We start from the raw sequence: 22,386 nt of genomic DNA, 5'->3' as shown, positions 1-22,386 counted from the left end.
ACCCGATGAATGAGCCGCTGATTATACGACCTGCTAGCGGCGCAACAGGCGCAGGCTGTTGGCCACGACGAGCAGGCTGGCGCCCACGTCGGCGAACACCGCCATCCACATGGTTCCCAGCCCCGCCACGGTCAGGCCCAGAAACGCCAGCTTGATGCCCAGGGCAAGGCAGATGTTCTGGACCAGCACGCCATGCGTGGCCCGCGACAGGCGTATGAAGCGCGGAATCTTGCGCAGGTCGTCGTCCATGAGCGCCACGTCGGCGGTTTCAATGGCCGTGTCGGTTCCCATCGCGCCCATGGCGAAGCCGATGTCGGCCTGTGCGAGGGCAGGAGCATCGTTGATGCCGTCGCCCGCCATGCCCATCGCGCCGCGGCGCGCATACTGCCGGACGAGTTCCTGCTTGCCCTCGGGCAGAAGCTCCGCATGCACGGCATCGATTCCCGCCGCGCGGGCGATGTGCCGGGCGGCCTGCGTGCTGTCGCCGGAGAGCATGGCGGTGCGAACGCCCAGTTCGTGCAGTTCCTGTATCGCTTCGCGGCTGGATGGCTTCAAGGAGTCGGAGACCGCGAACACGGCCAGTACTTTTTTCGCGTCTGCAAGCGCCACCACGGTATGGCCCTGTTGCTGCAGCGATTCCACGCGCGCCACCGCATCGGCATCGCCCGGCTTACCGTCGGCGGCGGACCGGTAGCTGCCCAGAAAATAATCCACCCCGTCGACCGTCGCATGCACGCCCGAACCCGGCACGGCGCGAAAGCCATCGACCGGCAGAAGATCGCCGCGCCAGCTTTTGGCCAGCGCCTGAGACGCGGGATGATCCGACCGGCTGGCCAGGCTGGCGGCCAGTTGATGGGCCCGCGGCGCATCCAGGCGTGCGGCGAGGACCACGGTATCGACCAGCCTGGGTTGGCCGTGGGTCAGGGTTCCGGTTTTATCCAATGCCAGCCAGGCCAGCTTGCGCCCCTGCTCCAGATAGACGCCGCCCTTGACCAGGATGCCGTGGCGCGCGGCGGCCGCCAGGCCGCTGACGATGGCCACGGGCGTGGAGATCACCAGCGCGCATGGGCATGCGATGACCAGCAGCACCAGCGCCCTGTAGCCCCACTCGGACCACGTTCCCTGCGTGAGCAGGGGCGGAACGACGGCAATGAGCAAGGCGATCAGGCAGACGATGGGCGTATAGATGCGCGCGAAGCGGTCGACGAAGCGCTGAATGGGCGCCTTGCTGCCCTGCGCCTGCCGCACGGCATGGATGATGCGGGCCAGCATGGTCTGGTCGAAGCGCGCCGTCGCGCGGTATTCGAGTTCAGCCATGCCGTTCACGCTGCCCGCATACAAGGTGTCGCCCGGCGACTTCTTCACGGGCATGCTCTCGCCGGTGATCGGCGCCTGGTTCACGGCGGAACTGCCCCGCTCGACCAGGCCGTCCAGGCCGATGCGCTCGCCGGGGCGGACACGCAGCAGGTCGCCCGGAATCACGTCCGAAGCCGCCTTGCCGGCCCAGCTTCCTTCCGCGTCCCTGGCCCATACCGTCGCCGGGGCGACCTGCATGAGCCGGTCGACGGCATGCCGCGCATGCTCCAGCGAACGCGCCTCGATGTGTTCGGCAATGGCGAACAGCACCATGACCATGGCGGCCTCCGGCCAATGCCCCAGCACCACCGCGCCGGTCACGGCAATGCTCATCAGCGCGTTGATGTTGAGATCGCCTTTCGCGATGGAGGCGATCCCGCTTCGATAGGTGTCCAGTCCGCTCAGCAGAATGGCCACCAGGGCCAAGGCCATGGCGGCCCATTCTGGCCCGTTGAACCATCCCAGGCCTTCGGCGGACAACGCCGCCGCGCCGCCGGCGGCCAGCGGCAGCCAGGAAGGCATCCTGGAGCCCCCCGATGCGCGCGCCTGGGCGCCCTGATCGCCATGGCCGTGATCCGAGCAGCAGGAAAAGGACAAATCGCCGCCAGCCGGCCCGTCGGAGTGATGATGTGATGGCATGGTGTTTCCTTAGTCTTGCTTATTGCATGCGGACAGTAAACACCTTAAAGTAACTATAAGGTCAACCTTTATTCAGGAAATCCCGAAATGCGAATAGGCGAACTGGCCAAAGCAGCCAACTGCGGCACCGAAACCATACGCTACTACGAAAAGGAGGGGCTGCTGCCCGAGCCGCAGCGCAGCAATGGCAATTACCGGCACTACGGCAAAGACCACGTCGAACGCTTGCGCTTCATACGCAATTGCCGGACGCTGGACATGACCCATGACGAAATCCGCAGCCTCCTGGCCTTCGTCGATCGGCCACAGGGCGATTGCGAGCCGGTCAACGAGTTGCTGGACGAGCATATCGGCCACGTGGACCTGCGGATCGCGGAACTGCAGCGCCTGCGCGGCCAACTGAAGGCCTTGCGCCGGCAATGCGCCAGCGCGCAATCCATCGAGCATTGCGGCATCATCCATGGCCTGGCATCGATGCCCACCCTGGAAAAACGCCCGCCCGGCTCGCATCTGGGGTAAAAAAAAGCGCAGCTTGCGCTGCGCTTTGCCGCTGCCGCGGATACCAGCCTTTATTCAGCCGGAGCCGCCGCCGGGTAGTCCACCCACTCGGCCGCCTGCTTCCTGGATTGCGTCAGGCCCAGCACAACCTGCCAGAAGATGGCCAGCGCGCCCACGATGAACACGATGTCGCCGAAAGTGCGCACCCAGCGCAGGGTCTGCAACAGGGGTTGCTGCATGAATTCCTCGCTGCGCGCATACCACATGCCTTCCGTCACGCTGGCATGGAACTGCATGATGCCGATGGGCAGCAGGCTGGTGGCGATCATCAGCACCAGGCCGGCGTTAAGGCCCCAGAAGCCGGTGCGCATGACCTTGTCGTTGAAGGAGAAGCCCGGAACGACGTAGCGCAGGACCAGCAGGGTGAAGCCGATGGCCAGGAATCCGTATACGCCGAACAGGGCCGCATGGGCATGCACCGGGGTGGTGTTCAAGCCCTGGATGTAGTACAGCGAGATGGGCGGGTTCACCATGAAGCCGAAGACGCCCGCGCCCAGCATGTTCCAGAAGGCCACGGCCACGAAGCACATCAGCGGCCACTTCACGGCCTGCATCCAGGCTGCCCGCTCTTTCAGGCGCCAGTTTTCCCAGGCCTCGTAGCCCAGCACGATCAGGGGCACGACTTCCAGCGCGCTGAAGCTTGCGCCGATGGCCATGACCGGCGTGGTGGTTCCCGAAAAATACATGTGATGCAGGGTGCCGGGCACGCCGCCCAGCATGAACAGCGACGCCGAAGCCAGGCTGGCCGCCGTCGCGCCGCGCCTGGATACCAGGCCCATGGTGGAGAAGATGAAAGCCAGGGCGGTGGTCGCGAACACCTCGAAGAAGCCTTCCACCCAAAGGTGGACCACCCACCAGCGCCAGTACTCCATGATGGTGATGTGAGTCCGTTCGCCGTAGAACAGGCCGGTGCCGTAGAACAGGCCGATGGCGATGGTCGAGGCCGCCAGCAAGGCCAGCAGGTTCTTGTCGCCGCCCTTCTTGAAGGCGGGCAGCATGCCGCGCAGCATCAACAGCAGCCAGAAGGCCAGGCCCAGGAACTTCACGATCTGCCATACCCGGCCAAGCTCGAGGTATTCGTAGCCCTGATGGCCCAGCCAGAAGTTCAGGTGCTCGGGCATGATGTGCTTGATGGCCAGGAAGTTGCCGATGTAGGAACCGACCACCAGCACGACCAGCGCCCAGAACAGGACGTCCACGCCCAGTTTCTGGTATTTGGGATCCTTGCCGCCATTGATGACGGGCGCCAGGAAAAGGCCGGCCGCCAGGAAGCCCGTGGCAATCCAGAACAGGGCCGTCTGCAAGTGCCAGGTGCGTGTCAGCGAATACGGGAACCACTGCGACACGTCGATGCCGTAGAAGGTCTGCCCTTCGACCGTGTAATGCGCGGTAAAGCCGCCCAGCAGGACCTGGGCGACGAACAGGGCCACCACCAGGAACAGGTACTTGCCCAGCGCCCTTTGCGAAGGCGTCAAGGCGCCCAGCGTCAGCGGGTCGGACTTGGGCGCCGCGGGCTCGGGCTCTTCGCGATGCAGGAAGGCCCAGCCCCATACCAGGAAGGCAATGCCGGCGATCAGGAAGATCACGCTGGCGATGGACCACATGACATTGGCCGTCGAGGGCTTGTTGTCCACCAGCGGCTCATGCGGCCAGTTGTTGGTGTAGGTCACATGGCTGTTGGGCCGCTCCGTCGAGGCCGCCCAGGCCGTCCAGAAATAGAAATTGGTCAGGTCCTGGCGGCGCTGCGCGCTGGGCAGCGTATCTTCCTTCATGGCGAAGTTGGAACGCGTTGTGCGCAGCTCGGGGTCGGCGCCGTAGAGCTTCTTGTAGTACTCGGCGGTTTGCGCCATGGCTTGCGCGCGCCGCTCGGACACGGTGACCACGCCGGTGTCCGCGTCCAGCGTATTGCGGCGATATTCCGTTTTGAGCTGGTTCTTCAGAACGATCTGCCGATCGGCATCCAGCTGCGCGAATGGCACACCGGCCGTCTCCTGCGCAGCCAGATCCAGCCAGGCGGTCAACTCGCGGTGCAGCCAGTCGGAGCTCCAGTCGGGCGCCTGATAGGCGCCGTGGCCCCAGATGGAACCCACTTGCATGCCGCCCGTGCTTTGCCAGGCGGTCTGGCCATTGAGAATGTCTTGCTTGGTCATCAGCGTCGCGCCCGACACGGTGACGACTTTTTCAGGGATGGGCGGCACTTGCCGATAGACTTCGACGCCGCTCCATCCCAGGATACCGAATGTCAAGGCCAGGACGGCCAATAACAACCACCATAACTTCTTGTACTCACCCATGATGAGCTCCTTCCGCTGCACTCGAGGCATTTAGAAACAGCACATCGTTCTCGAGATGGATGTGCCGTGTAAGGTCATTCTTGAATTCACCCAGGGCGCCATACAGGCTGCGCCAGGTGCCGCAGGCATTTTCCGGCAGTGTCAGGTTGCGCGTCATGAGATTAATCAAACCCAGCGAATCTAAATGCTGCCCGTGTTCGTAGCGCATCACCGACACCGGGGCGCGGGCCGGTCCGTTCATCCCCCGCCGCAGCATGGGAAAGAGCACCTGCTCCTCCTTCATCATGTGGCTTTCCAGCTCCTGCTGAAGGTTCTCCAGGGCGTCGGCCAGCCCCGCCGGGCAGTCGGGTCTGTCGGCATGCGCGTGCTCCACCCGGCGCGAAAGCCGGATCAGCTCGGGCAGTTGCTCTCTGTGGCGTTCATGGAAATTCGCCACGATGTAGTCCACCAGTTCGCCGACGGGCCTCTGTCGCCAGTCGGCGTCCGTCCCCGGGGTGGCTTGTGTAGTGTCCATACTGCTTCATCCTTGTGCAATTGACTTCGCACTGGCTAAAGCAATATCGATGCCAATTTTTTACTTCTTGTTTATCAAGGCTTATTCCGCAAAGAGGTAATAAAAACCCTATTCGATAGGGTGTTAAAAACCCTTATTGGGTATAATCGCCCCATGGATCAGCTTATTCTTGCCGACTTGATCACCGACTTGCCCGATGCCGTGCGGCTGCAGCGCGCGGTGCATACGCTGCGGGAACGCTTCGAGTGCGATGCGGTCGGCCTGCTGCGCCTGGACGGCGACAGCCTGCGGCTGGTGGCGGCGGCGGGACTGGCCCACGAAGCCATGGGCCGGCGCTTCGTGGTCGCCCAGCACCCGCGCTTTGCCACCATCCTGTCGCGGCGCGAGCCGACCTGGTTCGAGCCCGACAGCGTGCTGGCCGACCCCTATGACGGTCTGCTGGACGACAAGAAAGGCCTGCCGCTGCCCGTGCACGACTGCCTGGGCATGAGCCTGTACATAGAAGGACGCCTGTGGGGCGCCCTGACGCTGGATGCCCTGGCCACCGGAACCTTCGACGCGGCGGGCCAAGCCGAGCTGCAGCGCTACGGCCTGATGCTGGAAGCGGCCATACGCATCACCGCCCTGGAAAAAGAAAACCGCAATCTGCGCCAGCTGGGCAGCACGGCGGGCGGCTCCATGCAGATCGTCGACGAGAACGAGATCCTGGGCGAAAGCGCCGCCATTTCCCAGCTGCTGCATGAATTGAATGTGGTGGCCGATTCCGATCTGCCCGTCCTGCTGCTGGGAGAAACCGGCGTCGGCAAAGAACTCTTCGCGCGGCGGCTGCATCGCCATTCGCGACGCAGCGGCAAACCCATGGTGCAGGTCAATTGCGCGGCCCTGCCCGAGTCGCTGGCCGAAAGCGAGCTGTTCGGCCACGTCAAGGGCGCCTTCTCCGGCGCAAGCAGCGACCGCGCGGGGCGCTTCGAAGCAGCCCAAGGCGGCACCCTGTTCCTGGACGAAGTGGGCGAGCTGCCCCTGTCGGTCCAGGCCAAGCTGCTGCGCGCCCTGCAAAACGGGGAAATCCAGCGCCTGGGGACCGACGCCGTCATCAAGACCGATGTCCGCATCATCGCCGCCACCAACCGGCAGCTCAAGGAAAACACCCTGGCCGGCACTTTTCGCGCCGACCTTTACCACCGCCTGTCGGTGTATCCGGTGCCCATTCCGCCGCTGCGCGAACGCGGCCGCGACGTCCTGCTGCTGGCCGGCCACTTCCTTGAACTCAGCCGCGCCCGCCTGGGGCTGCGCGGCCTGCGCCTGTCATACGCCGCCGAGCGCGCCCTGATGAGCTATGGCTGGCCTGGCAACGTGCGGGAGCTGGAACACGTCATCAGCCGGGCGGCGATCAAGGCGCTCAGCCGGGGCGCCGCGCGCGACCAGATCCTGACCTTGAGCCCCGATGTCCTGGACGTGGACATCGCCGGGCCCGGCGCCCAGCCGCTGGAAGAGATGCACGCCGCGCGGCTCCCTCCGGATGCCTCCGCCGAAGCGGCCGCGGAAGCCGCCGGCGGGCGGGACGCGGATGACGATCTCTATGCCGTCGAGCCCTTCTACGGATCGGGCGCAGCATCGGCGACGCCAGGTCCCTCTTCGGCGCCCAGCGCCCCGGCCAGGCTGCTGCCCCTGCGCGAAGCGCTGGACGAATGCCAGCGGCGCGCGGTGCAAGAGGCGCTGCAAGCCGCCCGTTACAACTGGACCCAAGCCGCGCGGACCTTGCGGATAGATCCCAGCAATCTGCACAAGCTTGCCAGGAAGCTGGGCCTGAAGCCGTCCGCATAAATGTAACAACGGATACCTTCCCTAAACTATTTTCAGTGGTCGGTCTTGAGGAAACTTCCTACACTCCTTGGCGGCGCCCGCAATGCTCGGGAAGCGCAATAAAGGACGAATCATGGCACTGCAAAAACGGCATCTTGTCGCGGCGATCGTCGTCGCCCTGTTATCCATCCAGCCCGCGCTGGCGGACAAGCCCGCCCATGCCGGGCCCGGCGGCGGCCAGGGCAAAGGCCAGAGCCAGGGCAAAGGCAACGGCAACACCCATGGCAAACAAAGCCAGGCTGAAAGGAAGACGGAGCGCCCGTCCGGCAAAGCGCCCGACAGGGCGGATCGCCCGGGCCAGGCGGACCGCCGGGATGCCGGGACACGCCACGATCATGCATACCATGGCGATCGCGGTGGCTCGATCTCGATCGACATCCACTTCAATGACCAGCAACGAAGCTATTTGCGTGAATACTACGGCAACGAGTTCCGCGCCGGCCGATGCCCGCCGGGACTGGCCAAGAAGCACAACGGCTGCATGCCGCCGGGGCAGGCCAAGAAATGGCAAATAGGCTATCCGCTGGACCGCGACATTGTCTTCTACGACCTTCCCCCCGGCGTCGTGGCCCGCATCGGCTTGCCGCCTTCCGGCTATCGCTATGTACGGGTCGCCAGCGATATCCTGATGATCGCCGTCGGCACGGGCCTGGTCGTCGATGCCGTGGCCGACCTGGCCAGCATGTAGGAAGCCGGCGGCTTGCGCGAGTGCGCCAGCATGCTCCTAGCCCGCGAAGCCGCCCTCGGACAGAAAACGGAGTTCTTCAGGGGTGCTGATGCGCCCCAACTCCGGATTGCGATGCGGAAAGCGTCCGAACCGGGCGATGATGTCGTGATGCTCTTGCGCAAAGCGGATATTCGATGGGCTGTGCCGGCGATACAGCTCGAGCCCGTAGCGCTGGTCTTCGATGTCTTCGGAATGAATGAAAGGCACGCAAAGGAAAAGCGCCAGGGGTTCGCCGGCCTGTTCCAGATGCCCGGCCGCGATCGCCCGCCGCGCGCAATGGCGGGCCAGGCCATCGGTGGCATACATGTGCGCCGTGCCGCGAAAGGCATTGCGCGGGAATTGATCGAGCAAGAGCACGAGGGCCAGGCCGGCCGCCGCGTCGTCCAGCCAATGATCGAGATCGCGCCGCGCCGCCGCGAAATGCGCATCGCTGAACCGCCGGCGAAGAGCCGCATCGAAATCGGGATTCTTGGTGAACCAGGCGGCGGGTCCGGCCTGGTTCCAGAAGTCGATCAGGGCATCGGCTTCGCCATAAACCGCCCGTTCCGCCATGCTAGCGCCCCTGCGCCGCGGCGCTGACGCCGCCCGCCATTCCCATGTCGTGCTTGGGAAAATCGATGAGTCGTGCGCGCACCTCGCTTTCAGGGATGCCCGTGGTCTCGGACCCCGCGCGGCTGAGCGCCGCGATCAGCGCCGCCTTTTGCTCGACGGTACGCCCCGCGATGAACTCCACCAGGAACATCAGCCCCTGCGTATCGAACTGGCCCGCATTCAGATAGCAGCCCTCCTGCAATTCGTGCAGCAGGATCCGGATGCTGGCCACGGGCGCGCCTATGCTTTGCACCACGGCGTCGCTGGTCCGCTGCATGAGCTGCTTCTTTTGAGCCGCCGAGAATCCCGGTGTGATCGATATGGTGACGTAGGGCATATGGCCTCTTGAAGGTGGGAAGACAAGCGTCGATTATCGCTGCATGACGGCGCCCCGCACAAGCGCAAGCCGCCATCCCTTGTTAACATCCATTGTGCGCACCGCATCCGCCCGCCCCAATCCAGGAGTCCGCATGCCCCGCCCCCGCGTCCAGTCTTTTTTCGACGATCAAACCTCGACGTACTCCCACGTGCTTCATCAAGAGGGCGATCGGACCTGCGCCGTCATCGACGCCGTCCTGAATTACGATCCAAAATCCGGCCGCACGGCTACGGATTCAGCCGACGAAATCATCGATTTCGTGCGCCGCGAAGGACTGGCGGTGCAATGGATACTGGAGACCCATGCGCATGCCGACCACCTGTCTGCGGCGGCCCACCTGAAGGCCAGGCTGGGCGGGCGCATCGCCATCGGCGAGCACATCAGAACCGTGCAGGCCGTCTTCAAGGACATCTTCAACCTGAAGGACGGCTTCATCCCCGACGGCAGGCAGTTCGACCATCTGTTCCGCGACGGCGAAACCTTCCAGATCGGCCCGATGCGGGCGACGGCCCTGCATGTGCCGGGCCATACGCCCGCCGACCTGGCCTACCGCATCGAGGGTTTGGGCGTATTCGTCGGCGACACCCTGTTCATGCCCGACGTGGGCACGGCGCGCTGCGATTTTCCCGGTGGCGACGCGCATGCGCTCTACCGCTCCATCCAGCGCATACTGGGCATGGAGGAGGACACGGCGCTATACCTTTGCCACGACTATCCGCCCGAGACCCGCTCGCGGCAATGCGTGAGCACGGTGGCGCAGCAGCGCCGGCACAACATTCATGTCCATGACGGCGTCGGCGAAGATGAATTCGTGGCCATGCGCACGGCCCGCGACAAGACCCTGGACATGCCTGTGCTGATCCTGCCCGCCATCCAGTTCAACATCCGCGGCGGCGAGCCGCCCCCGCCCGAGGACAACGGGGTGCATTACCTGAAGATTCCCATGAACCGGCTCTGAGCATTGGCGCTTCCGGAACATTTCGCACACAATGCGGTCTTTGTAACTTTTTGACTCGCTGCGTGTGGGAGTGTGAATGGACTGGAACAATGCATTGATGGACAGCGGCATATGGCTGGTCCAGGCCTATGCGATTACCGTGGCGCTGGCCGCGGCCATCATATGGGGCCTGACCAGATTCACCGTGTGGGGCCGGCAATTCTGGGCATTGGCGGCGGAGTATTTCTCGCCCCGCCGCAATTGGCGGCCGCTGGCGGCGCTGGCGCTCATCCTCTTCCTGACCTTGTGCGGCGTGCGCCTGGAAGTCCTGTTCTCGTCCTGGTACAACACCATGTACAGCGCGCTGCAAAAGCTCGATGAAGCGGGCTTCTGGACGGCCATGCTGCTGTTCGCCATACTGGCCGCCACTCATATCGTCCGTTCGCTGATCGACTTCTACGTGCAGCAGGCATTCACCATACGATGGCGCGTTTGGCTGAACGAAAAGCTGCTGGGGCAATGGCTGGACCGGCAATCCTACTATCGCAGCCAGTACCTGGACACGCCTGTCGACAACCCCGATCAGCGCATACAGCAGGATGTCGCCACCTTCGTGGAAATGTCGCTGTCGCTGTCGATGGGTGTCGTGAACGCGCTGGTCTCCACCTTTGCCTTCACCCTGATCTTGTGGAATCTGTCCGGCCCGCTGGCCGTGTTCGGCCTGGACGTGCCGCGCGCCATGGTGTTCCTGGTGTTCGCCTATGTGCTCATCGCCACGGTGTTCGCCATCAGGATCGGCAGGCCGCTGATTCTGCTGAACTTCCTGAATGAGCGCTTCAATGCGGACTACCGCTATGCGCTGGTGCGGCTGCGCGAATATTCCGAAAGCATCGCTTTCTATGCCGGCGAGAGGGTGGAAGGCGCTCTGCTGCGCGGCCGCTTCGCCAATGTCATCGGCAACGCGTGGGCCATCGTTTACAGGACGCTCAAGTTCCTGGGCTTCAACTTCACCGTTACCCAGACGGCGGTGGTCTTTCCCTTCATCATCCAGGCGCAGCGTTTTTTCTCCAAGCAGATCAGCCTGGGCGACCTGATGCAGACGGCACAGGCTTTCGGCCGTCTGCAGGACAACCTGTCGTTCTTCCGCAATGCCTACGACAGCTTCGCCACCTATCGTGCCACGCTGAATCGCCTTAGCGGCTTTACCAAGGCCATCGCGGACGCCGGCGCCCTGCCCGAACCGGACCTGCGCGAACAAGGGCGGGAACTCGCCGTGCGCGGGTTGACCGTGACGACGCCGGACGGGGCGACCCTGCTGAACAGCCTGGATCTGACCGCCGGCCCGGGCGAATCGCTGCTGATACGCGGGCCTTCGGGCTCGGGCAAGACCACGCTGCTGCGCGCCGTGGCGGGCTTGTGGCCCTATTGCCGGGGCGCCATCGTCCGCCCCGAGGGGGAATCCCTGTTCCTGTCGCAGAAGCCCTATCTGCCCCAGGGCAGCCTGCGCGACGCCCTGTACTACCCCCGGCCGGCGCAGACCTCCACCCGCGACGAACGCGTCGAGGACATTCTTGCCATGATCCAGCTGGGCCACCTGGTCGCGCGCCTGGACCAGGTCGACGACTGGGGCCGCATCCTGTCGCTGGGCGAACAGCAGCGGCTGGCTTTCGGACGGCTGCTGCTGGCCGCGCCCCGCGCCGCATTCCTGGATGAAGCCACCTCGGCCATGGACGAAGGCCTGGAAGACGCCATGTACCGCCTGGTGCGCCGGCAATTGCCGGACACCGTGCTTCTGAGCGTGGGCCATCGCAGCACTTTGTACGCGCATCACGGACGCCAGCTGATCCTGAAGGGGGACGGCACGGGGGCCTGGGAACTGGCGGACACGCCGAAGCCAGCCAGCTGATACGATATGGCCGGCCGCCTATCGCGCCCGCTGGGCTACACTGCCAGCGCACACACTTACGAGCACTAGGATGAATTACTTTTTTATCAAGCACCTGCACATGACGGCCGCCGGCCTGAGCATCGTTTTCTTCATGATCCGTGCGTACTGGTCGGTATCGGGCTCGGGAATGCTGCAACGCCGATTCGTCAAGATCGCGCCGCACGTCATCGATACGGTGCTGCTGGTCTGTGGCGTGATCCTGGCCGCCATGATCGGGCCCGAGCAGCCATGGATACTGGCCAAGATCGTCGCCCTGATCCTGTATATCGGCGTGGGTACCGTCGCCATCAAGCGCGGCAAGACACCGGCATCGCGCGGTGTCGCCGCTCTGATCGCCATCGCAATTTTCTTTTATATCGTGGGCGTGGCCATCCGGCACAACCCCATGTCCTGGCTGGCCTGATCGCCCGCCTTCCCGCGGCTGGACGGCCGCGGAGGACGAACGAGGCCTACCAGGCCCCCAGCATGCGCTGCACCGCCAGGCTGCTGAGCGCGACCGCCATCCACACCCCCAGGCCCAATGCGATGGGCCGCAGCCCGGCGACCGCCATGCGGCGCAAATCGGACGACAGGCCGATGGCCGTCAGGGCCACGACGATCAGGAACTGCGCCAGGAAATGGATGCTTGCGTTCAGTTGATCCGGAATCAAGCCCGTGGAACGCAAGGCCGAGGCGACCAGAAACCACAAGATGAACCAGGGAAAGATCCGCGCCAGGCTGAAGCCGGCCGCGCCCTGCTTCTTTTCGCGCCAGGCCACGACAAGGGCCAGCGCCAGGCAGATGGGGATGATCAGGGTCGCCCGCGTCAGCTTGACGATGGTGGCATAGTCGCCCGCCGCCGTGCTGTAGCTGTAGCCCGCCGCCACCACGGACGAGGTATCGTTGATGGCGGTACCCGCCCACATGCCGAAGCCTGCGTCAGACATGGACAGCCAGTGGCCCAGCAAGGGAAAGGCCAGTACCGCCACGATATTGAAAATGAAGATAGTGGAAATCGCGAAAGCGGTTTCATGGTCTTCGGGCTTGATGATGGGCGTTACCGCGGCAATGGCCGAGCCACCGCAGATGGCCGTGCCCACGCCGATCAGGGTCTTGAGCCGGGCGGGTATGCCCAGCCATTTGCCCAGCAGGGCCGCCGTGCCGAACGCCACGGCGATGGTGACCAGCGTGACCCATAGGGACTCCAGGCCGGTCTGTGCCACCTGCTGGATGCTCAGCCCGAAGCCCAGGGCGATGATGGACCATTGCAGCACCTGCCTGGAGGCGAATTGCAGGCCGGGCCTGAATACCGGCCCGATCCCCACGGTATTGCGTATGGCGATGCCCAGCACAATGCCGAAAACCGGTCCGCCGATAATGGGCGCCCAGCGCCCCAATATCATGGCGAATACACCCACGACCACGGCCAGAACCAGACCGTAAAGAGGCGATGGAGCCTGAGGGGCCGTATCGTCGCGCCCTTGCGCTTGGGCCAGTGGCCTTGCCTGCATGGCCGAAGCCGTGTGGGCGGCGGGAGCCAGGGATGCCGAAGCGCGGAGAGGGCCAACCATGATGAATTCGCATTTGATAATAACGTGAAGTTATTTTAAATATGACAAACGCATAAGCAAATTCACTATTCCTTAATTGTTGTATAAAATTTATTGATGATCCCCATCAGTGTACGCCAGATCGAAGTCTTTGTTGCCATCGCCGCGTCGGGTACGGTGCGCGCGGCGGCGGAACGCCTGTTCGTCACCCAGCCGGCCGTCAGCATGGCGCTGTCGGAGCTGGAGCGGCAGCTGAATGCGCAGTTGTTCGACCGCGAGCGAGGCCGGCTGCACCTGAGCCCGCGGGGCAAAGAGCTTTTGCCCATGGCCCAGGAGATCATCGAAAGATTGCACGAAATGCTGCGCCAGAGCGGCGAGCAGCCTTTGGCCCTGACCGGGGAATTGCGGGTGGGGGCCAGCAACACCATAGGCAATTATCTGGTGGGCGATTTGCTGGGCCCCTTCGTGGAGCGGCATCCCGCCGTGTCGCTGCACGTCAGTGTCGAAAACACCGACACCATCGCCGCCGGCCTGTTGGCGCACCGCATCGACATCGGCTGCGTGGAAGGCCCGGTCAACCACCCGCAACTGGAAATCCTGCCCTGGCGCGACGACGCCCTGGTGATCTGCGCGGCGCCCTCGCACCCGCTGGCGCAAATGAGCGAGCTGAAGGCCAGGCATTTCAAGGATGCCAAATGGATACTGCGCGAGCGGGGGTCGGCCATGCGGGTGCAGGCCGAACAAGCGCTCAGCGCCCTGCCCGCCGGCAAGATCGTGCTGGAACTGGGCCAGGTCGAGGCCATCAAGCAGGCGGTGATCGCCGGCCTGGGCATCGCCTGCCTGCCCCGCGCGGCGGCAAGCGATCCGGTGGCCACGGGCCGGCTGCGCATCCTGGATACTCCTTTCCTGAACCTGCGCAGGCGGCTGTCCCTGGTGCTGCACAAATCCCGCTACCGAGGCGCCCTGATCGACGCCTTCGTCGCCAGCCTGTCCGACGATCCCGAAAGTGGTATGGTGAACGGCATCGGCACGCAGCATCCCACCAAAGGCGGTCAAGCATGAGTCGACAGCTCGAACTCTTCCCTGGCGCCGGGCGCAGCCCTGGCAGAACCCTCGCTGCGCGGGCCGCACGCAAGCCCGCCAATACCCACCGCCTTCCGACGCGGGCCAGCACCGAAGAGGCCGCGCTGGAAAACGCCGACCTTCCGGTCAACACCACGCCCGGCCTTCCGCCTTACGAGACCGTGGCGCTGGTATTGCAGGGCGGCGGCGCGCTGGGCGCCTACCAGGCCGGCGTCTTCCAGGGCCTGCATGAAGCGGGCATAGAGCTGAGCTGCCTCTCGGGCATCTCGATCGGTGCCTTGAACACCGCCATCATCGCTGGAAATCCGCCCGGGATGCGCGTGCCGCGCCTGCTCGAATTCTGGGAAACCATCTGCCAGCCGAACGGAGGCCCGGGCATCCCGCCCTTCCTCGATCAGTCGTTCTTCAATATGAACGACACCATGCGCCAGGCCATGGGCGCCCTGCACGCCGGCAGCGCCCTGATGAACGGCCAGCAAGGCTTCTTCCAGCCGCGCCTCCCCCCGCCCTCGTCCATCATGCCCGGCAGCCCCGACACCGCCAGCTACTATGACACCAGCGCGCTCAAGGCGACGTTGGAACGGTTGTGCGATTTCGACCTGATCAATTCCGCCCGGCAGCAGGTGTCGGTGGGCGCGGTCAATGTGCGCAACGGCAATTTCGTGTATTTCGACAACACCAGAATGGCCTTGCGCGCGGAACACTTCATGGCCTCGGGCGCCTTGCCGCCGGCCTTCGCCGCCGTCGAGATCGACGGCGAACACTACTGGGACGGCGGGTTGGTATCGAATACGCCGCTCACGCAGGTGCTGGAATCGCGGCCCTTGCGCGACACCCTGGTATTCCAGGTGGATCTATGGAGCGCGCGCGGACAGGTACCGGTCAACATGAGCGAAGTGTCGGACCGGATGAAGGACATCCGCTACTCCAGCCGCACCCGCCTGATCACAGAGCAATTGCGCTGGACGCAATACCTGCGCCACATACTGCAGCACCTGCTGGAGGACATACCGGCCGATATCCGCGCAAGCGATCCCTATTGCCGCATGGCGCAGGACCTGGCTTGCAGCAAGCGCTACAACGTCATCCATCTCATATACCGCAACAGGCCCTACGAACGGCACTACAAGGACTTCCAGTTCGGGCTGGCGACCATGCGCGAGCACTGGGCCTGCGGCCTGGAAGACATACGCCGCACGCTGGCCGAGCCGGAGCGCCTGGCCATGCCCGAAAACGCGTCGGGCTTCGTCACGCATGACATTCATCGCGAGGAAATCGAACAATTGATGGAAAAGGCCGCCGGCAAGGCCAGCGGCGCCAGCTAGCCGGCTTACGGCCGCTTGCCTTGGCGGCGGACGGGCCGCGCTAGGCCGGACGCCGGCGGCCCAGGACGACGGCCCCGGCCAGGGCAAAGGCCGTGCCGACCAGCTGCAGCACGGTGATGGGCTCGTCCAGCAGCCATCCGGCCAGGAACAGCACGGACACGGGGCCCAGCAAACCCAATTGCGATGTCATGGGTGCGCCGATGCGCGCCACCGACCACATGATCATGAAGGTTGGCGCAACGGTGTTGACCAAGGCATGCACCAGCGACAATTCATAAACCGGCCAGGGCTGCTTCAGGCCTTCCAGCCCAAGCACGCCGAAAAAATGGATCATGCTGATCACCGCCGACACCGACATCGCATACGCCACCAGGCGCGTCGCGCCGACACGCTTGATCAGTTCGCCGGAACCGATCAGGTAGAAGGAATACGACAGCGCCGAGCCGAGCACGAAGGCCGAACCCAGCATGACATGGCTGCCGCTGAACGACAGGTCTTGCAGGAAGACGAACATCACTCCCAGGTAGGACAGGCCCAGGGCCACCCACTGCCCGCGTGCGATGGGGCGCTTCAGGAAGAAAGCCGAGATCAGCAGGACGAAAGTGGGAGACATGAACAGGATCAGCCGCTCGAGGCCGGCCGAAATGTATTGCAATCCCAAAAAATCCAGAAAACTGGACAGGTAATAACCGATGAATCCCAAAAAGACGATCTGCAGGCGCTCTTTGGACGTCAGCCGGGCAAGCTTGCCCTGGCGCGCCTTGCGTGCCTGGAACCAGCCGATCGCGGCGAAGAACGGCAAGGCAAGCATCATCCGGAAGCCGATGACCGTCAGGGCGTCGACGCCATAGCGATAGGTGAACTTCACCACGATGGCCTTGGCCGAGAACAGCACCGCGCCCAGCCCCGCCAGCAGAAACCCCATCCAGAATTCTTGTGTTCTTGCGGTGGTTGAAGCGCCAGGCAACGTGGTCATATCGGCAGGATGAGATAGAGAAGGAGAAGGCGGAAAACGCATGGCGCCCTCGGCGTCCAAGACGCTATTTTGCACGAGTTTGCCAAAGGCCGGAGCGCCGCTTCGGCAAGGGCCCCCGGCTTCAGGCCGTCAATGGCGCTTCCATGGTCAGAAGCAGCCTGGAGCGGCCATCGAGGACGTGGCGCTGGGCGGCGGCCCAGGCCTTGGCCGGATTGCCCGAAGAGATCGCCTGGTAGATTTTCCGGTGCTCGGCGTTGGAGCGGCGCATGTTGGCGTCGACGTTGAAGTACTTGCGCCGGAACAGGTGCAGCTCCTTGACGTAGTCGTCGTAGGCCTGCATGGCCCGCCGATTGCCCGAGAGTTCGAGAATCAGCTCGTGGAAGTCCAGGTTCAGTTCGTAATAACGGGTTCCGTCGTTCGCCCGCCAGGCTTCGTCCATCTGGCTCAGCAGGTGCTCGAACTGGACGGCATGCTGGGGCGAAAAATGCTCGCAGGCACGCTCGGCCGCATAGGCGAACACCAGCGCGCGCAATTCGTAGACCTCGATCATGTCGCGCACGGAAAGCTGCCTGACGAACACGCCTTTGTTCGGCACCGGCGTCACCAGGCCCAGGCCCGCAAGCACCTTCATGGCTTCGCGGATGGGGCCCCGGCTGGTGCCCATTCGGCTGGCCAGCGCCGCTTCGTTGAGGCGCTCGCCCGGCTGGAACTCGCCCGAATAGATGAGACGCTTGAGTTCGCTTGCTACGGTCTGGGAAAGTATGGCGGAGCGCGCGGGAGAAGGAGTGGAAACCATGGCGCAATCTTACCTTAAAAGTGCCGGGCGATAACCGGGGCCGGATCCGGAAACCGGGAACAATTCTCGAAATATTGTCGACCAATATATTAAAGTGTTGACACTTAAGAGCGAAAAATAAATAATTGCCTCATCAATCAAGGAGGAGATATCGTGGTCCATCTAGCCGCTTCCGAGGCGTTGAAACGCTTTCGCGTCATCGATCTGACCCAGGTGCGGGCCGGCCCCACCGCCTGCCGGCAACTGGCCGACTGGGGCGCCGACGTCATCCAGGTGCAGATGCCCGAGCATATGCGCGGCGACGACACGCTGGGCGGACAGGACGGATCCGACTACCAATACACCCACCGCAACAAGCGATCCATCACGCTCAACCTGAAGGAGCCCGAAGGCATTGCCACGCTCAAACGGCTGATCGGCACGGCGGACGTGGTGGTCGAGAACTTCCGGCCCGACGTCAAGTACCGTCTGGGCATCGATTACGAAACGCTGTCGGTGGATCATCCCGGTCTGGTCTATGCCAGCATCTCAGGCTTCGGGCAGACCGGTCCCTATGCAAATCGCCCGGGCTTCGACCAGATTGCGCAAGGCACCTCGGGCCTGATGTCGGTGACCGGCCTGCCCGACCAGGGCCCCTTGCGGGTCGGCATTCCCATCGCCGACCTGTGCGCGGGGATTTTCGCCGCGCAAGGCATCCTGGTCGCTTTGCTTGAACGCGAATCGTCCGGCAAAGGCCAATGGCTGCATACCTCCTTGCTGGAATCCCTGGTCTACATGATGGACTTCCAGACCTCCCGATACCTGATCGACGGCGAGGTCGCCACGCCCGCCGGGAATTACCACCCCACCAGCATCCCCACCGGCGTCTACAAGGCCCGCGACGGCTATATGAACATCGCCGTGTTCGGCTCCAAGATCTGGGAACGCTTCTGCGACATTCTGGGCGCGCCCGAATGGGTGACCGACGAACGCTACCACGACAAGCCCTCGCGCTCGGTCAACCGTGATTCGCTCAATGCCGAGATCAACCGGCGCCTGGCCGCGCAGGACAGAAGCTACTGGATCGCCAGGCTGAACGAAGGCGGTGTCGCCTGCGGCCTGATCAACGACCTGCGCGAAGTATTCGACGACCCGCAGATCCATCACCTGAACATCGTCAAGGAGGTCATGTCGGAGCGGCTGGGCAAGCAGCGCATGGTGGGCCAGCCCGTGCAGCTTACGCGCACTCCCAGTACCATCGTACGATCCGCGCCGCGGCGTGGCGAACACACCGAGGAAATCCTGAAAACCCTGGGCTATGGCGACGAGGACCTGGCCCGAATGAAATCCCATGGAGTCTATTGATGCAGCACCCCGAATACTCATCGACCACGGAACGCGTCCTGGCCTGGCTGGATGAAACCACCTTGCACATCCAGTTCAACAACCCCGCGCGGCATAACGCGCTTTCGGTGGACATGTGGGAGGCCGTCGTGCCTCTGCTCGAGCGCGCCGGGGCCGACGACCGGGTGCGCCTGGTCGTTTTTTCCGGAGCGGGAGACAAGGCCTTCGTATCCGGCGCCGATATTTCACAGTTCGAAGACATGCGCGCCGCGCGCGAGGCCGTAACCCGCTACGAAGCCATGGCCGAGACTTCGCTCACGGCGATCCAGGACTTCCCCAAGCCCACGCTCGCCTGCATCAGCGGGTATTGCATAGGCGGCGGCGTCAATGTGGCCATTGCCTGCGACATCCGCATCGCGTCGGACAACTCGGTCTTCTCCATTCCCGCCGCGCGCCTTGGGCTGGGCTACCGCTATTCCGCCATGAAAAACCTGGTCGACCTGATCGGACCGGGCGCGGCCAAGGATCTCTTCTTCACGGCCCGCCGGATCGACGCCGCGGAAGCCAGGTCGCTGGGCCTGGTCACACGGATCGCCGCAGTGGAAGGATTGCCGGCCCTGCTTGCCGAATATACCCGCGCCATGGCCGACAACGCGCCGATCACCATCGCCGCGGGCAAGGCCATCATGGCCGAAATCCTGAAGTCCGCCCCCAATGTGGACAAGGACCGCTGCACGGCGCTCATCCGCGCCTGCTTCGACAGCCTGGACTACGCAGAGGGAAGAACCGCTTTCATGCAAAAACGCAAACCGGTGTTCATCGGCCGATAGGCCGCGCCGCTCACGGAGGAAAAATGAAAAGCTATTGGATGCAAATGACCGACACCGACACCTTGCTGGAGTGCCGCGACAGTCCGATGCCGGAACCGGGCCCTCAGCAACTGCTGGTCCGCATGCATGCCGCGGGCCTGAACCGCGGCGAGTTCGTGCTGGGCCACGGCCTGCACGGCAAGGCCGGAAGCTGGAAGCAGATAGGCGGTGAAGGCGCCGGCGAAATCGTCGGCGTTGGGAAAGACGTCAGCAATTTCCGGGTCGGGGACAAGGTCATGGGACGCTGCCCGGGCGCCTTCTCGGAATACGGCCTGATGGAGGCCATCGAGGCCATGCCCAAACCCGACAGCCTGTCGTGGGAAGAGGCCGCCTGCCTGCCCCTGACCTTCCTGGTCGCCTTCGACATGCTGGTCGTGCAGGGCCGGCTGAAGGCCGGCGAATGGCTGCTGATCAACGGCGTCTCGTCGGGTGTGGGCGTGGCCTCGCTGCAGCTGGGCAAAGCCCTGGGAGCCAGGGTCATAGGAACGTCGGGCTCAGCCGAAAAACTCGAGATGCTCCAGCCCTTGGGCCTGGACGTCGGCCTGCATACCCGCAGTGCGGACTTTGCCGGCCGGGTCATGGAAGCCACCGAACAGCACGGCGCCGACCTCATCGTCAATGCGGTGGGCGGCAGCGTCTTTGCGGAGAACGTCCGCGCCGCGGCCTTCGAGGGGCGGCTGGCCTTCGTCGGCTACGTGGACGGCGTGCTGCACGCCGACCTGGATCTGCAAGCGCTGCACGCCAAGCGGCTGGCCATCTTCGGCGTATCGAACAAGCTGCGCACGAAAGAGCAACGCGCGTCCGCCATTCCCCGCTTCGTGGCCGAGGTGCTGCCGCACGTAAACGCCGGCACGATAAAGCCGCAAGTGGACAAGGAGTTCGACTTCGACGACCTGGCCGAGGCCAAGGCCTGCATGGAGGCGGGCCGCCATGCAGGCAAGATCGTGTTGCGCATGCCCGCAAGCTGACCACCACGCAAAACCTATAAATACCGAGGAGACAACAGCATGAAAATAATACATTTCGTTCTTGCATGCGGCTTGGGGGCCATGGCCGCCCAGGCCGGCGCGCAGCAGGCCGACTACCCAAACCGCCCCATACGCCTGGTCATCGGATTTGCGCCGGGCGGGGCCGCCGACACCGTCGCCCGCTCCATGAGCGAAGCCTTCGGCAAGGCCCTGGGGCAGACGGTGGTGGTCGAGAACAAGCCCGGCGCGGGATCCAGCATCGCCGCCGACTATGTGGTCAAGGCTCCGCCCGACGGCTACACCGTGCTGATCGCCAGCCCCAGCAGCATCTCCATCAACCCCGCCCTGAACCCCAAGCTGTCCTACACCGCGAAAGACTTGAAAGCGGTAACGAAAATCACGACTTCGCCCCTCGTGCTGGCCGTCAGCACCAAGACCAGCATCAAATCCGTCGCGGATCTCATCAAGGAAGCCAAGGAAAAGCCGGGCGTGCTGAACTATGCCACCTCGGGCAACGGTTCGGCGCCGCACTTGGGCGCCGCGCTGTTCACGCTGCTGACGGGAACAAAGATGACGCACATCCCATACCGCGGCGGTGCTCCCGCCATCCAGTCCGTCATGGCCGGCGACACGGACCTGAGCTTCGGCACCGCTCCTTCGGTGCTCGCCCAGGTGGACAGCGGAAAACTGCGCGCCATCGCCGTCAGCACCCGCGAAAAATCGGCCCTGGTGCCCAAGCTGCCGGGCATGAAGGAAGCCGGCCTTCCGGATTACAACCTGGAGTTCTGGTACGGGATCTTCGTACCCCGGAACACGCCCGATGCGGTCGTAAAGAAGCTCTACGACGCCGCTGTGTTCGCCATGAACCAGGCCAATGTCAAATCCGTATTGGCGCGCGAAGGCACCGAGCCGTCATTGTCGAGTTCGCCCGAGGCCTTCGGCACGTTTCTGGACCAGGACGAGAAATTCTGGGTCAAGCTGGCCAAGGATGCGAACATCGTGGTCAATTGATTTCAGCGGCGGCCACCCGGACTGCGGGGCCACAATCCGCGGTCCGGATGAAAGGTGATCAAACAGTACTTGCCTAGGCAACTAAATAAGCGTTAAAATCGCTGCATGAGCAAGCCCGCAACATCCGCCAGCCGCCGCAAGCAAACCTTCTATTCGGCCGCCCTGCTGCTGTCCAGCAAGGACAGCAACATCGGCATTCTGGTCAAGCAGGTGCAAAGCTCGCTCAACCGCATGATCGACCAGCACGTATCGCCGCTGGGGCTTACCGCCATGCAATGGCGCCCGCTGGTCATGATACGGTACATGGACATCAACACGCCGGCCGAACTGGCGCGCAGCGCGCATGTGGACACCGGCGCCATGACCCGCACGCTGGACCGGCTGGAAGCCAAGGGCTTCGTCACCCGGCATCGCTGTCCCGACGACCGCCGCGTGGTCCGGATAGAACTCAGCGAAGCGGGCACCGAAGTGGCTGAGCAGATCATGCCGGCGATCGCCGCCACACTGAACGCCCACTTGCAAGGCTTCAGCAAGGCCGAGGTGGAATCCCTGATCGACCTTCTGCATCGCATGCTGGCCAACGGCCTGCCCGGCGCCGATCTGCCCTGTACCAAAGGGCATTAGGGGCTCCCCCGGCCCCGCCCGCCCTTCGGCATCGTCACGCATTTTTTTCTTTTGTCGCTCATTATTTTCGCCATAT

Annotated in this window: 21 protein-coding genes; 13 read left to right on the top strand and 8 right to left on the bottom strand. The window is 63.8% G+C overall.

Annotated elements, in window-relative coordinates; genetic code table 11:
- Positions 1-33: 33 nt before the first annotated feature.
- Positions 34-1,995, bottom strand: coding sequence for a heavy metal translocating P-type ATPase (locus OEG81_RS06310; protein ID WP_264131859.1), 1,962 nt, complete (start codon positions 1,993-1,995; stop codon positions 34-36).
- 87 nt (positions 1,996-2,082) lie between these two features.
- Between OEG81_RS06310 and cadR the strand changes: the two genes are divergently transcribed.
- Positions 2,083-2,514: a Cd(II)/Pb(II)-responsive transcriptional regulator gene (gene cadR / locus OEG81_RS06305; RefSeq protein ID WP_264131858.1), complete on the top strand. Its 432-nt coding sequence runs from the start codon at positions 2,083-2,085 to the stop codon at positions 2,512-2,514.
- A 50-nt stretch (positions 2,515-2,564) separates the two neighbouring features.
- Here the strand turns inward: cadR and OEG81_RS06300 are convergent, their stop codons facing one another.
- On the bottom strand, positions 2,565-4,847 hold the full coding sequence (locus OEG81_RS06300; RefSeq protein ID WP_264131857.1) for a nitric-oxide reductase large subunit: 2,283 nt from the start codon (positions 4,845-4,847) through the stop codon (positions 2,565-2,567).
- The gene (locus OEG81_RS06295; protein ID WP_264131856.1) at positions 4,840-5,361 is read right to left on the bottom strand and encodes a hemerythrin domain-containing protein; all 522 of its coding nucleotides are present in this window, start codon (positions 5,359-5,361) and stop codon (positions 4,840-4,842) included. Before OEG81_RS06295 ends, OEG81_RS06300 begins: the two co-directional genes overlap by 8 nt.
- 153 nt (positions 5,362-5,514) lie before the next feature.
- Between OEG81_RS06295 and norR the strand changes: the two genes are divergently transcribed.
- The gene (gene norR / locus OEG81_RS06290; RefSeq protein WP_264131855.1) at positions 5,515-7,185 is read left to right on the top strand and encodes a nitric oxide reductase transcriptional regulator NorR; all 1,671 of its coding nucleotides are present in this window, start codon (positions 5,515-5,517) and stop codon (positions 7,183-7,185) included.
- Positions 7,186-7,297: 112 nt separating this feature from the next.
- Positions 7,298-7,912, top strand: coding sequence for an RcnB family protein (locus OEG81_RS06285; RefSeq protein WP_264131854.1), 615 nt, complete (start codon positions 7,298-7,300; stop codon positions 7,910-7,912).
- 36 nt (positions 7,913-7,948) lie between these two features.
- Here OEG81_RS06285 and OEG81_RS06280 read toward each other — a convergent pair whose 3' ends face one another.
- Positions 7,949-8,503 (bottom strand): DUF924 family protein, encoded by a 555-nt coding sequence (locus tag OEG81_RS06280; RefSeq protein ID WP_264131853.1) that lies wholly within the window; start codon positions 8,501-8,503, stop codon positions 7,949-7,951.
- A 1-nt stretch (position 8,504) separates the two neighbouring features.
- Positions 8,505-8,879: a tautomerase family protein gene (locus OEG81_RS06275; protein WP_264131852.1), complete on the bottom strand. Its 375-nt coding sequence runs from the start codon at positions 8,877-8,879 to the stop codon at positions 8,505-8,507.
- Between the two features lie 133 nt (positions 8,880-9,012).
- Between OEG81_RS06275 and OEG81_RS06270 the strand changes: the two genes are divergently transcribed.
- The 3 genes from OEG81_RS06270 (at position 9,013) to OEG81_RS06260 (ending at position 12,209) form a co-directional block, all read left to right on the top strand.
- Positions 9,013-9,879, top strand: a complete 867-nt coding sequence (locus OEG81_RS06270) for an MBL fold metallo-hydrolase (protein WP_264131850.1) — start codon at positions 9,013-9,015, stop codon at positions 9,877-9,879.
- Between the two features lie 76 nt (positions 9,880-9,955).
- Complete coding sequence (locus OEG81_RS06265) at positions 9,956-11,764, top strand: ABC transporter ATP-binding protein/permease (protein WP_264131849.1); 1,809 nt, start codon at positions 9,956-9,958, stop codon at positions 11,762-11,764.
- 70 nt (positions 11,765-11,834) lie between these two features.
- The gene (locus OEG81_RS06260; RefSeq protein ID WP_264131848.1) at positions 11,835-12,209 is read left to right on the top strand and encodes a SirB2 family protein; all 375 of its coding nucleotides are present in this window, start codon (positions 11,835-11,837) and stop codon (positions 12,207-12,209) included.
- Between the two features lie 46 nt (positions 12,210-12,255).
- On the opposite strand, the gene OEG81_RS06255 is transcribed toward OEG81_RS06260, so the two are convergent.
- Entirely contained in the window at positions 12,256-13,296 is a 1,041-nt protein-coding gene (locus OEG81_RS06255) for a YeiH family protein (protein WP_264132503.1), read from the bottom strand.
- Positions 13,297-13,452: 156 nt separating this feature from the next.
- Between OEG81_RS06255 and OEG81_RS06250 the strand changes: the two genes are divergently transcribed.
- Together OEG81_RS06250 and OEG81_RS06245 are read left to right on the top strand one after the other, a co-directional pair.
- Complete coding sequence (locus OEG81_RS06250) at positions 13,453-14,397, top strand: LysR family transcriptional regulator (protein WP_264131847.1); 945 nt, start codon at positions 13,453-13,455, stop codon at positions 14,395-14,397.
- Positions 14,394-15,743, top strand: a complete 1,350-nt coding sequence (locus OEG81_RS06245) for a patatin-like phospholipase family protein (RefSeq protein WP_264131846.1) — start codon at positions 14,394-14,396, stop codon at positions 15,741-15,743. The genes OEG81_RS06250 and OEG81_RS06245 overlap by 4 nt, the downstream gene beginning before the upstream one ends.
- Before the next feature lie 40 nt (positions 15,744-15,783).
- Here OEG81_RS06245 and OEG81_RS06240 read toward each other — a convergent pair whose 3' ends face one another.
- Positions 15,784-16,719, bottom strand: coding sequence for a DMT family transporter (locus tag OEG81_RS06240; protein ID WP_264131845.1), 936 nt, complete (start codon positions 16,717-16,719; stop codon positions 15,784-15,786).
- A 121-nt stretch (positions 16,720-16,840) separates the two neighbouring features.
- Positions 16,841-17,515, bottom strand: a complete 675-nt coding sequence (locus OEG81_RS06235; RefSeq protein WP_264131843.1) for a GntR family transcriptional regulator — start codon at positions 17,513-17,515, stop codon at positions 16,841-16,843.
- 153 nt (positions 17,516-17,668) lie between these two features.
- Between OEG81_RS06235 and OEG81_RS06230 the strand changes: the two genes are divergently transcribed.
- From OEG81_RS06230 to OEG81_RS06210, 5 genes are all read left to right on the top strand, one after another.
- Complete coding sequence (locus tag OEG81_RS06230) at positions 17,669-18,859, top strand: CaiB/BaiF CoA transferase family protein (protein ID WP_264131842.1); 1,191 nt, start codon at positions 17,669-17,671, stop codon at positions 18,857-18,859.
- Positions 18,859-19,668 carry an enoyl-CoA hydratase gene (locus OEG81_RS06225; RefSeq protein ID WP_264131841.1) on the top strand — a complete coding sequence of 270 codons (810 nt, stop codon included), beginning with the start codon at positions 18,859-18,861 and terminating at the stop codon, positions 19,666-19,668. The genes OEG81_RS06230 and OEG81_RS06225 overlap by 1 nt, the downstream gene beginning before the upstream one ends.
- A gap of 23 nt (positions 19,669-19,691) precedes the next feature.
- A complete protein-coding gene (locus OEG81_RS06220; RefSeq protein ID WP_264131840.1) occupies positions 19,692-20,675 on the top strand; it encodes a quinone oxidoreductase family protein in 984 nt (327 codons plus the stop codon).
- Between the two features lie 39 nt (positions 20,676-20,714).
- Entirely contained in the window at positions 20,715-21,686 is a 972-nt protein-coding gene (locus tag OEG81_RS06215) for a tripartite tricarboxylate transporter substrate binding protein (protein WP_264131839.1), read from the top strand.
- Between the two features lie 105 nt (positions 21,687-21,791).
- A complete protein-coding gene (locus OEG81_RS06210) occupies positions 21,792-22,310 on the top strand; it encodes a MarR family winged helix-turn-helix transcriptional regulator (protein WP_264131838.1) in 519 nt (172 codons plus the stop codon).
- Positions 22,311-22,386: the final 76 nt, after the last annotated feature.

Origin of the sequence: Pollutimonas sp. M17, assembly GCF_025836975.1 — a bacterium.
Taxonomy (GTDB): Bacteria; Pseudomonadota; Gammaproteobacteria; order Burkholderiales; family Burkholderiaceae_B.
The sequence above is the reverse complement of the archived record's forward strand: the minus strand, read 5'-3'. Positions and strand labels throughout refer to the sequence as shown.

What these genes read in the sequence shown, in the direction of transcription:
- OEG81_RS06310 (WP_264131859.1), bottom strand. Translation starts at nt 1,995, where the DNA reads ATGCCATCACATCATCACTCCGACGGGCCGGCTGGCGGCGATTTGTCC.
- cadR (WP_264131858.1), top strand. Translation starts at nt 2,083, where the DNA reads ATGCGAATAGGCGAACTGGCCAAAGCAGCCAACTGCGGCACCGAAACC.
- OEG81_RS06300 (WP_264131857.1), bottom strand. Translation starts at nt 4,847, where the DNA reads ATGGGTGAGTACAAGAAGTTATGGTGGTTGTTATTGGCCGTCCTGGCC.
- OEG81_RS06295 (WP_264131856.1), bottom strand. Translation starts at nt 5,361, where the DNA reads ATGGACACTACACAAGCCACCCCGGGGACGGACGCCGACTGGCGACAG.
- norR (WP_264131855.1), top strand. Translation starts at nt 5,515, where the DNA reads ATGGATCAGCTTATTCTTGCCGACTTGATCACCGACTTGCCCGATGCC.
- OEG81_RS06285 (WP_264131854.1), top strand. Translation starts at nt 7,298, where the DNA reads ATGGCACTGCAAAAACGGCATCTTGTCGCGGCGATCGTCGTCGCCCTG.
- OEG81_RS06280 (WP_264131853.1), bottom strand. Translation starts at nt 8,503, where the DNA reads ATGGCGGAACGGGCGGTTTATGGCGAAGCCGATGCCCTGATCGACTTC.
- OEG81_RS06275 (WP_264131852.1), bottom strand. Translation starts at nt 8,879, where the DNA reads ATGCCCTACGTCACCATATCGATCACACCGGGATTCTCGGCGGCTCAA.
- OEG81_RS06270 (WP_264131850.1), top strand. Translation starts at nt 9,013, where the DNA reads ATGCCCCGCCCCCGCGTCCAGTCTTTTTTCGACGATCAAACCTCGACG.
- OEG81_RS06265 (WP_264131849.1), top strand. Translation starts at nt 9,956, where the DNA reads ATGGACTGGAACAATGCATTGATGGACAGCGGCATATGGCTGGTCCAG.
- OEG81_RS06260 (WP_264131848.1), top strand. Translation starts at nt 11,835, where the DNA reads ATGAATTACTTTTTTATCAAGCACCTGCACATGACGGCCGCCGGCCTG.
- OEG81_RS06255 (WP_264132503.1), bottom strand. Translation starts at nt 13,296, where the DNA reads ATGCAGGCAAGGCCACTGGCCCAAGCGCAAGGGCGCGACGATACGGCC.
- OEG81_RS06250 (WP_264131847.1), top strand. Translation starts at nt 13,453, where the DNA reads ATGATCCCCATCAGTGTACGCCAGATCGAAGTCTTTGTTGCCATCGCC.
- OEG81_RS06245 (WP_264131846.1), top strand. Translation starts at nt 14,394, where the DNA reads ATGAGTCGACAGCTCGAACTCTTCCCTGGCGCCGGGCGCAGCCCTGGC.
- OEG81_RS06240 (WP_264131845.1), bottom strand. Translation starts at nt 16,719, where the DNA reads ATGACCACGTTGCCTGGCGCTTCAACCACCGCAAGAACACAAGAATTC.
- OEG81_RS06235 (WP_264131843.1), bottom strand. Translation starts at nt 17,515, where the DNA reads ATGGTTTCCACTCCTTCTCCCGCGCGCTCCGCCATACTTTCCCAGACC.
- OEG81_RS06225 (WP_264131841.1), top strand. Translation starts at nt 18,859, where the DNA reads ATGCAGCACCCCGAATACTCATCGACCACGGAACGCGTCCTGGCCTGG.
- OEG81_RS06220 (WP_264131840.1), top strand. Translation starts at nt 19,692, where the DNA reads ATGAAAAGCTATTGGATGCAAATGACCGACACCGACACCTTGCTGGAG.
- OEG81_RS06215 (WP_264131839.1), top strand. Translation starts at nt 20,715, where the DNA reads ATGAAAATAATACATTTCGTTCTTGCATGCGGCTTGGGGGCCATGGCC.
- OEG81_RS06210 (WP_264131838.1), top strand. Translation starts at nt 21,792, where the DNA reads ATGAGCAAGCCCGCAACATCCGCCAGCCGCCGCAAGCAAACCTTCTAT.